Origin of the sequence: Natronorubrum amylolyticum (assembly GCF_052040145.1) — an archaeon.
Classification (GTDB): Archaea; Halobacteriota; Halobacteria; order Halobacteriales; family Natrialbaceae; genus Natronorubrum.
On the sequence record NZ_JBPPFW010000001.1, the window covers coordinates 75,556 to 90,274 of the forward strand.

The following is a 14,719-nucleotide window of genomic DNA, read 5'->3' on the forward strand; positions in this document are numbered from 1 at the left end:
TCGATCGAGTTAGTCTCCGCGGAGTTCGTTCATGTGATCGATTCGCCGCTGGACGAGGTCCGGTTTGCCGATGTCGTGGCGCATGTGCAGGCCCTCGTCGCCGGCAACCGCGAGGGCGTCCTCCGCGATTTCTTCGGCCTCGGTGATCGAGTCCGCGAGACCGACGACGGCGAACGAGCGCGACGTCGTCGTGTAGATGCCGTCGTCACGCTCGTCCACGCTGGCGTAGTAGAGCAAGGCGTCTCCGGCACTCTCTTCATCGACCTGCACTTTCGCACCCGCCTCGGGATCCGTCGGATACCCTTCTGGCACCGCGTACTTACAGACAGTGGCCTGGGAGGCAAACTCGAGTTCGGGCGGGGCCTCACCGTCTCGAGCGGCCGTCAGCACGTCGAGGAACTCCGTCTCGAGGACGGGCAGCGTGTTCATCGCCTCGGGGTCGCCAAAGCGGGCGTTGAACTCGATGACCTTCGGGCCCTCGCTCGTGAGCATGAACTGACCGTACAGAATTCCGCGATAGTCGTCGAGGGCGTCGACGGTCGCTTCGATGATCGAAACGGCCTCCTCGTAGTCCGCTTCGGTCATGAAGGGCAACTCGTTCGTCGCGTCGGAGTAGCTCCCCATCCCGCCCGTGTTCGGTCCCTCGTCGCCCTCGTAAGCGCGTTTGTGATCCTGCACCGCGGGCGCGGTCTCGAAGGCCCCGTTGGCGACGAGCGCCTGAACGGTGATCTCCTCGCCGATCAGTCGCTCCTCTAAGACGATCCGGTCGTAATCTGAATCCCGGATGTACGCTTTGCCCTCCTCGGGCGTAACCTGATCGCCGATGACCTTCACGCCTTTCCCGCCCGTGAGACCGGCTGGTTTGATAACCAGATCGCCGTCGTAGTCGTCGATGAAGTCACACGCGGCCTCCATATCGTCGAAGGTCTCGAAGTCGGGACAGCCCGGAATACCGTGTTCTTCCATGAACCGGCGCTGGAAGGCCTTGTCCGTCTCGATCCGGGCGTCTTCCTCCTTCGGGCCGAACGGGTAGATCCCCGCCGCCTCGAGTTCGTCCGCGACGCCGGCCTCGAGCGGTGCCTCGGGACCGATGACGGCGATCGTCGCATCGACGTCCTCGGCGTACTCGACGACCGCCTTGGGGTTGGTCGTCTCGAGCGTCTCGAACTCGGTCGCGATCCGAGCGATCCCCGGGTTTCGGTTCCCCGCGCAGGCGTAGAGGTCAGCCTCGCTGTCCTCGAGCGCGCGAGCGATAGCGTGTTCGCGGCCACCGCCGCCGATCAGGAGCACGTGCTCTCGCATGGTCGATAGCGGAACGCACGAACCTGTAAGCGTTGCTCTTTCTACGAGCGAATTGTATCCACACCCGTGTATATCTTAGACGACGGTCACCGGAACGGGTGAATCGCGGACGACGTCGTCTGCGAGGGGGCGCTCGAATAGCTGGCTCGCGCCGTTTCGGTCGCCGACGACGATGAGGTCGATGTCGTGTTCGGCGGCGTACTGGTGGACTGCCTGCGGCGGATCGCCGGTTGCTTTCGCCGTCGACAGCTCTCGGTCCTGTTCGATCGCTCGTTTTCGTGCCCGTACGAGAACCGAGTCATCGTCCCCGCCGGAGGTCGTGTTCTCCGATTCGTCGTCGGCGACGACCGCCGTGTTCGTCCCGCCGTAGCCGTCAGCCGGTTCGACCAGGTAGAGGACCGTGATCGCTCCCGCAGCGTACTCGGTCAGCGCGTACTCGAGTGCGGCGCGGGCAAACTCCGAGTCGTCGTACGGAACGAGAACGTGAGTGGACATACGTTCTCTAGCGACAGGATCGGCAAGGCCGTACGCGTTGCAGTGGCTGGTGACAGGCAACTGGTGAGTGCGCCCCGGTCAGGCGTAGAACAGCGGCGGCCGCCGGTCGCCACCGTACTCCTCGTCGGGAAGATACGCCTCGAGTGCGTCCACATCCTCGTTCCCGAGCAACTGGTCCAGTAGGTCCACCGCGGCCTCGCGGTGCAGCGGCTGATTGTCGTTGCCACACTGCTCGTCCATCACGCAGGCCGGACAGCCGCCGACGTTCCCGCAGTCGCAGTCCGCGATGAGGTCTCGAGCCCGTGTTGCGACAGCCTCGTAGTTCTCGTAGATCGCTCGCGCGAAGCCCAGCCCGCCCTCGATGCCATCGTAGATGAACCAGCCGCTGGCGGGGGTTCGCTCGAGATCCATCGCGATCTCCCGCACCGTTGCCTCGGCGGCGGCGATGTTCTGCGGTGCGTCGTCCCCGCCTGCTGCAGTGCTGGCTCCGACCCCCGGCCCCGTCCCCGCATCCGTCTCGTCAGCGACGGCCGCCTCCTGATCCAGGTGTGAGTCGATCGTCAGCGTTGCCAGTCCACCGAGGTCGCGCTTGTCGACCATCAACTCGAGCGGGGCTACGCCGATCGTCGCGTGCTCGGCGGCGTGGAGCCCGCCCGCGTAACCGAGGTGGGCCGTCCCTGCGAGGCCGTCCTCGAGTTCCGGCACCGAGAACTCTCGATACTTTTCGATAAGCGCGTCTTCGACGGCCTGGGGCACCTCGAGCCAGCACAGTTGCGTCTCCATCGACAGCGGCGGGTTGTCGGTCGGGACCCCCTGTTCCCGCTTTTTCCCGCCGTGGATCGCGACCTTGTCGTAGGTGCCGTGATAGACGAGCACCCGGCCGCGCCCGAAGTGCAGCGTGAACTCGCCGATCTCGCGGGACTCCTCCGAGATCGCGTCGAGGACGGTCACGTCGGTTCGCGTGCGCGTGTAGTACTCTGCGTTTGTCGGCCGGAGCGTGACCGAGGGCCGCGGCGAGCCGTGGTCGACCTCGATAATTTCGTACTGCTGGCCCTGATGAAGCCGCACTGCGCCCTCGTGGAAGTCCCGGAGGACCCGTTCTCTCGCAAGCGGTTCCATCTCCGGGTCGTGGTGATCATCGACGCCGTCGGCGAGTACCACTTCGTACTCCTCACCGGCAGTCGCGTACAGCGAGATGGACTGCTGGGGTCGCGGCGGCCCAACGTAGGAGACGCCGGTCTCGAGCGCTCCCGTCAACTGTCCCGCGCGCCGCCACATCTCGACGGCGCGCTCGAGACGCTCGCGCTCGGCGAACTCGCCGGCGTCCGACTCGTCGAGCGCGAGTTCGTCGGCCGCACAGCGCAGGTGCTGAGCGAAAACGGCGTCGTTGTCGATGTCCACGACGGCGTCCTCGACGTCGTTCTCGAGCAGGTAGTCCGGATTGTTCACGACGTACTGGTCGAGCGTGCGGTGTTCGGCGACGAGCACCGAGAGCGCCCGCCTCGCGCCTCGGCCCGCCCGACCGATCTGCTGCCAGAACGACTGGCGCTGGCCGGGGTAACCGAGCTGGACCGTCGCGTCCATCGCGCCGATGTCGATCCCCAGTTCGAGGGCGTTCGTCGAGGCGACGCCGTCCAGAATTCCCGTTTTGAGCTGGTGTTCGGTGCCGTGACGTTTTGTTCGCGAATGGCCGGCGTGGTAGGGCTCGATGGCGCTGCCGCGGTCGGGGTTCGTGTAGTAGTGATTGTCGTCGCGATGTTTCGACGCGCGCTTGACCGAGAGTTCGGCGAGTTTCCTTGAAGGAGTAAACAGCAGCGTCTGGGCGTCCTGATAGGTCAGATGTGAGAGCAGCCGCGGGGCCTCGACGGTGGCGGGAACGCGCTCGAGGACGGAATCCTCAGCTTCCTTTTCGTCGTCCGCGTCCTCGTCGCGCCACTCGTCTCGGTCGTCGCTCGAGTCGTCCTCGCGGCTCACGTGTCGCTCGGCTCGCGTCGCTCCCGTTCGCGTCTCCGAGGACTCGCTTCGCTCGTCCTCGCGTGTCCGTACCGGCGGATTCCAGAGCACCAGATCCCGCGGGCCCGCCGGGGAGCCGTCCTCGTCGACCACGGTGGCGGGTTCGTCGATCAGCGCCGCGGAGTGCTCCCCGGGATTGCCGATCGTCGCACTCGTGAGGACGTATTGGGGATCGGCGTCGTAGTACGAAAGGACGCGCTTCAGCCGCCGGACGATCCAGGCGACGTGCATGCCGTGGACGCCGGTGTAGGTGTGGGACTCGTCGATCACCACGAGGTTACAGGAGGAGAGGAATCGCGCCCAGCGGTCGTGGTCGTGCAGGTACGTGTTCACGCCCGCGAAGTTCGTGATGATGACGTCGGCCTCCTCGCGAATTCGCTTGCGATTCTGGCCGCGTTCGGTGTCGCCGTCGTAGACCCGGACCGTGATCTCGAGGCCCAGTTCGTCGAAGAGATCGTTCAGACTCCGTTCCTGATCCCGGGAGAGTGCTTTGGTGGGATAGAGTAGGTACGCGGTCGACTCCTCGCCTCGAGCCCGCGCCTCGAGGTAGTTCCGTGCGATCTGGAGCGCGTAGACGCGGGTCTTTCCGGAGGAGGTACTCGTCGCGACGCAGACGTGCTCGTCGCGTGCGAGCGCCTCGAGCGCGTCGGCCTGATGGGTGTAGAGGTCGTGCTCGAGCGGTCCCGCGAGTTCGGGTCGGAGGACGTTCGCGCTCGGAACGGTCGATGCGGGCCGACCGGGCCGCTCGAGTAGCGAAATATCCTCGGGGTTCCGATAGCCGGGGAAGGTGTCGACCAGTTCGTCGCCGGTAACTGGAACGGCCGCCTGTTCGTCGTGGTCTTGGTCGCTCATGGGTTAGAAATCACTCAGTCCGGTCTGTTCGCCGCCATTCGCGTCGCTCGAGGGTTGCGAGTTCGGCGTTCGATCCGTCGAACCAGCGCTGGAGCCGTCTGTCTCCGTCCGACTCGAGTCCCCGCCGTTCGAGACCGAGGCCGACTGGGATTCGGCCTGCGCCGCATCCAGCAGTCGCTCGTAGACGTGCCACAGTGCTCGGCAATCGTCCTCGCAGTAGGCTTCGTGGCGAGCCCACTCGAGTGGTTCACCCGTTCGCATGAAGCGCTGGTACGCGGCAGCAGTCTGGGCTCCGTCGAGGCCGGTACCAGCGGCTTCGTAGCCGAGCGCGTCCGAAACGGCCTCGAGTTTGTTCGTCCGCCCGGGCAGGAGCGCGTTGTTGTTGCCGACGGCCCAGAGGTAGAGATCGAACTTGGGGATCGACTCCCATTCGTCGACGTAGTAAGGAACGTGCCGGGCGATGAAAGCGCCGAGGTGCCGGTAGTCGAACCGCCAGCCGTTCCACGTGAGCAGGGCACGGTTGGGGTGGACGCCCAGCAGCCAGTCGCAAAAGGCCTCGAGCACCGACCCAGGATCCGACGGATCGTCGCGCTCGACGAACGTGCGGTACTCGTCCGTCGCGGGATCGTAGACGCCGACCTGCCAGATGATCGTCGGCGAGAGGCCGTCGGTCTCGATGTCGACGCAGAGCGGCGGCGTGTGCCAGTTCTCGCCGGGTAGGGACTCGTTCGTGAGCCGTCGTGGCTCGCCCGTCTCGAGGACCGTCGCGTGCCGGTGCATCGTCCGCGCTCCCGTCTGGCCCACGCCCGGGAGATCGGCCAGCGTCTGAACGGGGATCTCGAGGAGTTCCGTGCGGGTCATCACCCCGCGTTCGGCGAGTCGTTCGGCCGTTTTCGGTCCGATTCCGGAGACGGCCTCGAGGCCGAAGTCAGTGATCTTGTGCGTCTCGAGACCTGCGACCCCGTCGACCGTGAGCGTCAGGCTCGCGATCGACTGCCGTCGGTTGTAGCCCTCGACGGGACCGGCTCCCTGCACGCGGACGGAGACGCAGTGCTCGTCGAGCGGCTCGAGACTCCCGATCAAATCGTGGTCGACGCCGCGGACCGCGCCCGTCTCCGCCTCGAGGTGCCACAACTCGTCGTATCCCGCCGGTTCGCTGCCCGTCAGCACGGTCGTGACTCGTCCAGTCGGAAGCGCGCTGGCGAGCGTGTCCGCGCCCTCGAGGGTCGTCTCGAGGGCCGTCGGACGCACGGTCGTCGTCACGTCGTCGCAGACGAGCGCGGCGATAGTGGGCTGTTCAGCGAGCGTGCTCGAGATCTCGTCCGAATTCGCACTGAGGGCCCTCATTCCTGCACTCACGGCAAGCTCGAGGTCGCCACCGGCGATCGCCTGCCGATGCAGCGGGCCGTCACCACTGGTCTCGAGCGGCGGGTGAAACGCCGGCGCGTCGAACGCGCTACGAGCCCGGGCGAACGCCTGCGGTTCTCGAGACGGGCCGAGTACCCAGACGGCGTCGGGTGCGAGCGTGGCGTCGAGATCCTCGAGCGTCGCGACGGGTCGGTCGGCGATCGCCGAGGGCGGGAGGGCGAGGAGGGTAACGCCGTCTCGAGCGGTCATCGCTCGTCGGAACGCGCGGCGTAATAAAGAGGGTTTGGACAGCGGAGTGAAAGTGAAATCGGCTGTGGACTGAGGAATCGACAGTCAACCACCACAACAATTAAGCAGATTCTGCACACATGTGTGTGCATGGGCGACACGGAGTATCGGAACGTTCGGCTTACCGAGGACGCGTATCAGCGACTCAAAAGTCGTAAACAGGCAGGTGAATCGTTCTCCGATACCGTCGAGCGGATCGCTGGCGAACGGTCGTTGCTCGATCTTGCGGGGATCATTTCCGATGGCGAAGCCGAAGAGATGCGCGAAGCGATTCGTGAGCAGGAGGACCGATCGCGCGACGAGCTAGACCGACTCACTGACCGAATGGACTCGTGATCGTCGACACAGACGTTCTCATCGACGTGATGCAGGACAACGACGGAGCGACGCGAAAGATACGCGAACTCGAGGATCAGCACGTCCCGCTTCGTATCTCAGCGGTATCACAATTCGAATTGTATCACAGCGTCGAACGTGTCGATAGTTCCGGGACGCGGCGTCGACGTATCGAAAACGTACTCGAGACGAAGCCAGCGTATCCTGCTGATGGCACTGTGATGAAGAAGGCTGGACGAATCGATGGCCGGCTTACTTCAGACGGGAAGGCGATTGGGATCGCTGATACAATCATCGGTGCAACGGCGCTCGTTCACGAAGAGCCAATCCTCACGCGGAACGTCGATCACTTCGGACGAATCGACGGTCTCGATGTCGAGTCGTACTGAATGGATAAAACTCAACGCTAAAGGAAGAGCACGCGAAACGGGGCCACAATGCAACAATACCTCGATCTCGTCGAGTCGGCTCTCAGCGGGGGCGCGTACAAGCCCAACCGGACCGGCGTCGACACGATTTCATCGTTCAGCGAGCACTACGAGGTCGATCTGCAGGAGGGGTACCCCCTCTTGACGACCAAACAGATGGACGGCTACCGTTGGAACTCGATGCTCCACGAGGTCTGCTGGTATCTCTCCGGCGAGGAGCACATCCGAACCCTCCGCGAGGAGACCAAGATCTGGGACGCGTGGGCCGACGAGGAGGGGAAACTCGACACCGCGTACGGCCGCTTCTGGCGACGGTATCCGGTTCCCGAACAGGGAGCGCAACTCGAGGGCGAGACGTGGCCCGATGAGAGCCACCAGTGGGTCACCGAGGAGGACGACGGTCGGCGGACGTTCGACCAGTTGCAGTACATCGTCGACACGCTCTCGGATTCGCCGAACTCGCGCCGACTCGTGGTCAACGCCTGGCATCCGGCCAACGCGGCCGTTTCGACGCTACCGCCGTGTCACTACTCGTTCGTCTTCAACGTGCAGGGTGACCAGTTGAACTGCCACCTTACGCAACGCTCGGGCGACATCGCGCTCGGCGTCCCGTTCAACATCGCGGCCTACGCGCTGCTGACGAAGGTCGTGGCCCAGCAGACCGGTTTCGAACCGGGGACGTTCGCTCACACCGTCGTCGACGCCCACGTCTACTGCGGCCGCGGCGCGCGCGGGGAGTGGTACGCCGACAACCTCGAGGCGCTCCAGTCCCGGCTGGTCAACGTCGACGACCGCGAGGACTACCTCGCGGTTCGGGAGTGGCTCGAGTCCGAAGCGCCCGCCGAAGCCGACGGCGATGAACGCCTCGACCACGTTCCCGGCCTGCTCGAGCAACTCTCTCGAGAGCCGCTCGAACGACCGACGCTCGAGGTCGCGGAGACCTCGATCGACGACCTGCGCTACGAGGACGTCCAGCTCGAGGGCTACGAGTCATACGACGGACTCGAGTTCGCGGTCGCCGAATGAGCGACCCCGAATCCCCCACTCTGGAGACCGGCCGCGAACTCGTCGGCATCGTCGCGGTCGCCGAAAACGGCGTCATCGGGAAGGACGGCGATATGCCCTGGCACATCCCCGCGGATCTCCAGCACTTCAAGGAGACGACGATGGATCATCCGATTATCATGGGTCGGGTGACCTACGAGGGCATCCTCGAGACCCTCGGCGAACCCTTACCGGGCCGGACGACGATTGTGCTGACGAGTCGCGATCTCGAGACGCCCGAGAACGCCGTGGTCGCAAGGGGTCTCGAGGAAGCCCTCGAAAAAGCCGACGCTGCCGCGCGCGAACACCACGACGACGCCGATCGACTCTTCGTCGCCGGCGGCGCGACCGTCTACGAGCAGTTCCTCCCCGCGCTGGATCGGTTGGTCGTGACCGAAGTGCACGACGACCCCGACGGCGACACGCGGTTTCCCGACTGGGATCGAGACGCGTTCGAGCCCGTCTCTCGAGACGAACGCGACGGGTTCGCGTTCCTCGAGTACGTCCGTCGTGAGTGACACCGCGTCCTGCGTCGACGCTGGACGGTCGGGGCACTCGTCCGAGTTCTTCGCTCCGATCGGGCGATCGGTTTCAGGGCCATAAAAGAATATTAAGAATACAACCACACACCAATACCGTCAAATACGGGGGTATTAGTATGTGTTACAGCGGATTCTCGGGAGATTCAAAACCCCCCGGTCCGAAGTCCTCCTATGGCAACTGATGAGTTCTCGGACGCAATCCGGGAGTTAGAACACGATGGCGAGACGTACAAGATGGCAGATCTCACGGTACTCGAGGAGCAGGGCCTCTGTGACCTCGAGAAACTACCGGTGAGCATCCGCGTGCTGCTCGAGGCGGTCCTCCGAAACGCGGATGGCGACATGATCTCCGCGCAGGACGTCAAAAACGCGGCCTCCTGGGAGCCGGACGTCCCGGATGTCGAAGTCCCCTTCCAGCCGTCCCGCGTGGTTCTTCAGGACCTGACCGGCGTTCCGGCGGTCGTCGATCTCGCGGCGCTCCGATCGGCCGCGGATCGTGCGGACAAGGACCCCTCGATCGTCGAACCCGAAGTCCCCTGTGACCTCGTGATCGACCACAGCGTCCAGGTCGACTATTTCGGCAGCGAGGACGCCTACGAACAGAACGTCGAACTCGAGTACGAGCGAAACGAGGAGCGATATCGTGCGATCAAGTGGGCCGAACAGGCGTTCGAGGACTTCAACGTCGTCCCGCCGGGAACCGGGATCGTCCATCAGGTCAACTTAGAGCACCTCGGTCGCGTTGTCCACGCCCGCGAGCAAGACGGCGAGCAGTGGCTCCTGCCCGACACCCTCGTCGGCACGGACAGCCACACGCCGATGATCAACGGCATCGGCGTCGTCGGCTGGGGCGTTGGCGGAATCGAGGCCGAAGCCGCCCTTCTGGGCCAGCCGATCACGATGACCCTCCCCGAGGTCGTCGGCGTCGAACTCACGGGCGAACTCCCTGAGGGCGCAACCGCGACGGACCTCGTGCTCCACATCACGGAGAAGCTCCGGCAGGTCGGCGTCGTCGACAAATTCGTCGAGTTCTACGGCGACGGGGTCTCGCAGCTCTCGGTCGCGGACCGCGCGACCATTTCGAACATGTCGCCCGAACACGGCTGTACGATCTCGATGTTCCCCGTCGACGACGCGACGCTCGACTACCTCGAGCTGACCGGTCGCGACGAGGACCACATCGAACTCGTCCGGGAGTACTTGGAAGCGCAGGGCCTGTTCGGCGACCACGACCCGGAGTTCACCGAAACGGTCGAGTTCGATCTCGGCACCGTCGAACCCAGCCTCGCGGGTCACAAGAAGCCCCACGCCCGCATTCCGATGGGCGATCTGGACGAGCACTTCCCGACGCTGCTCGCCGAAGAGGGCGTCATCGACTCCGGAGCCGCAGAGAGCGACGGCGGACTCGTCGCCAAGGAGCAGCCCGGACTCGACGAGAAGATCCCCGTCACGCTCGAGGACGGCACCGAGGTCGAGATCGGCCACGGGAGCGTCCTCGTCAGCGCGATCACCTCCTGTACGAACACCTCGAACCCGTCCGTGATGGTCGCCGCGGGCCTGCTCGCACGCAACGCGCTCGAGCAGGGACTCGACGTTCCCGACTACGTCAAGACCAGCCTCGCACCCGGCAGCAAGGTCGTCACCGAGTACCTCAAACAGGCCGACCTGCTCGACGACCTCGAGGGCCTCGGCTACCACGTCGTCGGCTACGGCTGTACGACCTGTATCGGTAACGCCGGTCCGCTCGCCGAACCGATCGAGGCTGCTATCGACGAACACGACCTCTGGACGACCAGCGTCCTCTCGGGCAACCGCAACTTCGAGGCGCGTATCCACCCGAAGATCCGCGCGAACTACCTCGCCAGCCCCCCGCTGGTCGTCGCGTACGGTCTCGCGGGCAAGATGGACATCGACCTCGAGAACGAACCGATCGGCACAAACGATGACGGCGAGGAAATCTTCCTCGAGGACATCTGGCCGGACCCACAGGAGGTCAAAGAGACGATTCACGAGAACGTCTCCGCCGAACTGTTCAAGGACAAGTACGCGAGCGTCTTCGAAGGCGACGACCGCTGGGAAGCGCTCGACGCACCCACCGGCGACGTCTACGAGTGGGATTCGGAGTCGACCTACATCCGCGAACCGCCGTTCTTCCAGGACTTCCCGCTCGAGGAACCGGGCGTCGAAGACATCGCGGACGCCCGCTGCCTGCTCACGCTCGGCGACACGGTTACGACCGACCACATCAGCCCGGCTGGACCGTTCAGCGAGGATCTGCCGGCCGGTCAATGGCTCTCCGAGCGCGGCGTCGAACCGTACGAGTTCAACACCTACGGCTCCCGCCGCGGGAACCACGAGGTCATGATGCGCGGCACGTTCGCGAACGTCCGCATCGAGAACCAGCTGCTGGACGGGAAGGAGGGTGGCTACACGATTCACCACCCAACAGGTGAGGAAACGACGGTCTTCGACGCCTCCGAACGCTACCGTGACGATGACACGCCGCTCATCGTCATGGCCGGCGAAGAGCTCGGGACCGGCTCGAGTCGCGATTGGGCCGCGAAAGGGACCGACCTGCTCGGCATCCGCGCGACCATCGGTCAGAGCTACGAGCGGATCTACCGCGACAACCTCCTCGGCATGGGCGTCCTGCCCCTGCAGTTCGAGGACGGCGAGGGCTGGGAAGAACTCGGCCTCGACGGCTCCGAGTACTTCGACATCAAGGGACTCGACGACGGCCTCGAGCCGAACGCCGAACTCACCGTCGTCGCCGAGGACGACGACGGCGAGACGACCGAGTTCGACGTCACCGCACAGGTCGGCACGCCCGCGGCCGTCAAGTACGTCGAGAACGGCGGCGTGCTCCACCTCGTGCTCCGCCGCATGCTGACGGAGTAAGGGCCGGTCGCCGCTCGGCGTTTTCGGTTCGTTTTGCTGCCGATCGATCGTCGCGGTACCTTACCGGTCCGTTTCCTGATTTATTACTAAATAGTGAGTGTAGTATATATCCTCTCGAAGCGTTCGTACTATCTGAGGAATAATGTCAACAGAAACTACTGAGGAGTCGTACGCCGAGTTCCCGCTCGACGTCGACTGGCAAATGATCGGGATCATCGGCGGTATCATCGCACTGATCGGCGTACTCGCAATCGCGTTTCCCCTCGCAACGGGGCTCTCCGTCACGTACGCGCTGAGTGCCCTCCTCATCGTGAGTGGGATCGTCCACGGGGTAGCCGCGTTCTCGAACCGCGGTTGGAGCGGCACGGTCTGGCAACTCGTGCTCGCCGTCGTCGCCATTCTCGCGGGTATCGTGCTCCTCGCGAACCCCGTCGTCGGGCTCGCCTCCCTCACCGTCCTCGTGATCGCCTACCTGCTCGTCGACGGACTGGTGGAGCTCGCCGCGAGCATCCGGATGGGCGGACAGGAGGGGAGAGGATACATCGCAGCCAGCGGAGTCCTCTCGCTCGTCCTCGCCGGACTGCTCTGGGCCGGATTCCCCGCCGACTCGGCCTGGGTCGTCGGATTACTCGTCGGCGTGAGTCTGCTCATGACCGGGTTCTCGATGGTCCTCGTCTCCATGTCCGGTCGCCGGACCGAGAAAGACCTCGATTCGGGCGTGGTCGAATCGAGAAAGGCTTGAATCGACACGTTTTAAACTACTTTCGACGTGCCGTTTCGCTCGCTCGTCAGTGGAACCGTTTTCTGGGGATCGACCGAACCGAAAATAGACGTCCCACTCCGTGACGGCGCTCGCGTACCCCGCGTTTTTACAACCGCCGTTCGTACAAGACCCTATGACCGACCCGACCCAGCGCAATCGGCTCGACGAGGAGGAGAGCCCCTATCTGCGCCAGCACGCGGACAACCCCGTCAACTGGCAGCCGTGGGACGACCAGGCCCTCGAGGAAGCCAGGGAACGCGACGTGCCGATCTTCCTCTCGATCGGCTACTCGGCGTGTCACTGGTGTCACGTCATGGAGGATGAGAGCTTCGCGGACGAGGAGGTCGCCGAGTTGCTCAACGAGAACTTCGTCCCGATCAAGGTCGACCGCGAGGAGCGCCCGGACGTCGACAGCATCTACATGACCGTCGCCCAGCTTGTCACCGGTCGGGGCGGCTGGCCGCTCTCGGCGTGGCTCACGCCCCAGGGCAAGCCGTTCTACGTCGGGACTTACTTCCCGAAAGAGGCAAAGCGAGGCCAGCCCGGCTTCCTCGACGTCCTCGAGCAACTCACGAACTCCTGGGAGCAGGACCGAGACGAGGTCGAGAACCGCGCCCAGCAGTGGACCGACGCGGCGAAAGACCGACTCGAGGAGACGCCCGACTCCGTGGCCCAGGCGGAGCCACCCTCGAGCGAGGTCCTCACTACGGCGGCCGATGCGGCCCTCCGAAGCGCCGACCGCCAGCACGGCGGCTTCGGCTCCGGCGGGCCGAAGTTCCCCCAGCCCTCGAGACTCCACGTCCTCGCCCGCGCGTACGACCGAACGGGCCGCGAGCAGTTCCGGGAGGTGCTCGAGGAGTCCTTAGACGCGATGGCCGCGGGCGGGCTCTACGACCACGTGGGCGGCGGCTTCCACCGCTACTGCGTCGACGCCGACTGGACGGTGCCCCACTTCGAGAAGATGCTGTACGACAACGCGGAGATTCCGCGGGCCTTTCTCGCGGGCTATCAGCTGACGGGCGACGAACGGTACGCCGAGGTCACCGAGGAGACCCTCGAGTTCGTCGACCGAGAGCTGACCCACGAGGAGGGCGGCTTCTTCAGTACGCTCGACGCCCAGAGCGAGACGGAAAACGGCGAGAAAGAGGAGGGCGTCTTCTACGTCTGGACGCCGGACGAAGTGAGCGACGTACTCGAGGACGAGACGAACGCGGACCTGTTCTGCGCCCGCTACGACATCACCGAATCGGGCAACTTCGAGGGGACGAACCAGCCAAACCGCGTCCGTTCGATTCCGGACCTCGCAGACGAGTTCGACCTCGCGGAAGACGATATCGAACAGCGACTCGAGTCCGCCCGCGAAGCACTGTTCGAAGCCCGAGAACAGCGCCCGCGACCGAATCGCGACGAGAAGGTGCTCGCGAGCTGGAACGGGCTGATGATCAACACCTGCGCCGAAGCGGCGCTCGTTCTGGGCGAGGACGACTATGCCGAGATGGGCGTCGACGCCCTCGAGTTCGTCCGGGAGCGGCTCTGGGACGCGGACGAGGGGCGTCTCGCGCGGCGCTACAAGGACGGAGATGTCAAGGTCGACGGCTACCTCGAGGACTACGCCTTCCTCGCGCGCGGTGCCCTCCGGTGTTACGAGGCGACCGGGGACGTGGATCACCTCGCGTTCGCGCTCGACCTCGCTCGCACCATCGAGGTCGAGTTCTGGGACGAGGAACGCGGAACGCTCTACTTCACGCCCGAGAGCGGCGAGTCGCTCGTCACCCGACCGCAGGAACTCGACGACCAGTCGACGCCGTCGGCGACCGGTGTCGCCCTCGAAACCCTGCTCGCACTCGACGGCTTCGCCGCCGACGAAGAGTTCGAGAAGATCGCGTCGACCGTCCTCGAGACCCACGCGAACCGAATCGAGGCGAACTCGCTCCAGCACGCTTCGCTCTGTCTGGCCGCGGATCGACTCGAGGCGGGCACACTCGAGATCACCGTGCCTGCGGACGAACTCCCCATGGAGTGGCGAGACCGCTTTGCAGGGGAGTACCGCCCCGACCGACTGTTCGCGCTCCGGCCGCCAACCGCGGAGGGGCTGGAGTCCTGGCTCGAGCAGTTAGGGCTCGCGGAGGCACCCGCGATCTGGGCCGGTCGCGAGGCCCGCGACGGCGAGCCGACGCTGTACGTCTGCCGGGACCGGACGTGTTCGCCGCCGACGCACGATATCGAGGACGCACTCGAGTGGCTCGGCGACAACGCCGACGCTGTCGAATCGGAGAGCACGTCGCTCGACGACCCGGAGAGTCCGTTCTAACGGACCCCACCGATCTCCGACGGTGGAATTCTCCGAACGAACCTGGCTGGTGCGTGTCACGTCCAAGCATTGATGCTGC

11 protein-coding genes are annotated in these 14,719 nt (G+C 64.9%); 7 read left to right on the forward strand and 4 right to left on the reverse strand.

Features of this window, described 5'->3' with window-relative positions; genetic code table 11:
- Nucleotides 1–9: 9 nt before the first annotated feature.
- The 4 genes from purD to ACSFDB_RS00400 all read right to left on the reverse strand — a co-directional run bounded on the left by purD (nt 10) and on the right by ACSFDB_RS00400 (nt 6,279).
- Nucleotides 10–1,302: a phosphoribosylamine--glycine ligase gene (purD, locus tag ACSFDB_RS00385; protein WP_440769088.1), complete on the reverse strand. Its 1,293-nt coding sequence runs from the start codon at nt 1,300–1,302 to the stop codon at nt 10–12.
- A gap of 75 nt (nt 1,303–1,377) precedes the next feature.
- Nucleotides 1,378–1,797, reverse strand: coding sequence for a universal stress protein (locus ACSFDB_RS00390; RefSeq protein WP_440769089.1), 420 nt, complete (start codon nt 1,795–1,797; stop codon nt 1,378–1,380).
- 78 nt (nt 1,798–1,875) lie between these two features.
- Nucleotides 1,876–4,662, reverse strand: coding sequence for a DEAD/DEAH box helicase (locus ACSFDB_RS00395; RefSeq protein ID WP_440769090.1), 2,787 nt, complete (start codon nt 4,660–4,662; stop codon nt 1,876–1,878).
- 3 nt (nt 4,663–4,665) lie between these two features.
- On the reverse strand, nt 4,666–6,279 hold the full coding sequence (locus ACSFDB_RS00400; protein WP_440769091.1) for a ribonuclease H-like domain-containing protein: 1,614 nt from the start codon (nt 6,277–6,279) through the stop codon (nt 4,666–4,668).
- A 129-nt stretch (nt 6,280–6,408) separates the two neighbouring features.
- Between ACSFDB_RS00400 and ACSFDB_RS00405 the strand changes: the two genes are divergently transcribed.
- The 7 genes from ACSFDB_RS00405 to ACSFDB_RS00435 all read left to right on the forward strand — a co-directional run bounded on the left by ACSFDB_RS00405 (nt 6,409) and on the right by ACSFDB_RS00435 (nt 14,640).
- Complete coding sequence (locus tag ACSFDB_RS00405; RefSeq protein ID WP_440769092.1) at nt 6,409–6,654, forward strand: antitoxin VapB family protein; 246 nt, start codon at nt 6,409–6,411, stop codon at nt 6,652–6,654.
- Between the two features lie 29 nt (nt 6,655–6,683).
- Nucleotides 6,684–7,043 (forward strand): PIN domain-containing protein, encoded by a 360-nt coding sequence (locus tag ACSFDB_RS00410; RefSeq protein WP_440770160.1) that lies wholly within the window; start codon nt 6,684–6,686, stop codon nt 7,041–7,043.
- A 48-nt stretch (nt 7,044–7,091) separates the two neighbouring features.
- On the forward strand, nt 7,092–8,108 hold the full coding sequence (thyA, locus tag ACSFDB_RS00415; RefSeq protein WP_440769093.1) for a thymidylate synthase: 1,017 nt from the start codon (nt 7,092–7,094) through the stop codon (nt 8,106–8,108).
- On the forward strand, nt 8,105–8,644 hold the full coding sequence (locus ACSFDB_RS00420; RefSeq protein WP_440769094.1) for a dihydrofolate reductase: 540 nt from the start codon (nt 8,105–8,107) through the stop codon (nt 8,642–8,644). Before thyA ends, ACSFDB_RS00420 begins: the two co-directional genes overlap by 4 nt.
- A gap of 195 nt (nt 8,645–8,839) precedes the next feature.
- The gene (gene acnA / locus ACSFDB_RS00425) at nt 8,840–11,566 is read left to right on the forward strand and encodes an aconitate hydratase AcnA (RefSeq protein WP_440769095.1); all 2,727 of its coding nucleotides are present in this window, start codon (nt 8,840–8,842) and stop codon (nt 11,564–11,566) included.
- Nucleotides 11,567–11,708: 142 nt separating this feature from the next.
- Nucleotides 11,709–12,308, forward strand: coding sequence for an HdeD family acid-resistance protein (locus tag ACSFDB_RS00430; RefSeq protein WP_440769096.1), 600 nt, complete (start codon nt 11,709–11,711; stop codon nt 12,306–12,308).
- Between the two features lie 154 nt (nt 12,309–12,462).
- A complete protein-coding gene (locus tag ACSFDB_RS00435) occupies nt 12,463–14,640 on the forward strand; it encodes a thioredoxin domain-containing protein (RefSeq protein ID WP_440769097.1) in 2,178 nt (725 codons plus the stop codon).
- Nucleotides 14,641–14,719: the final 79 nt, after the last annotated feature.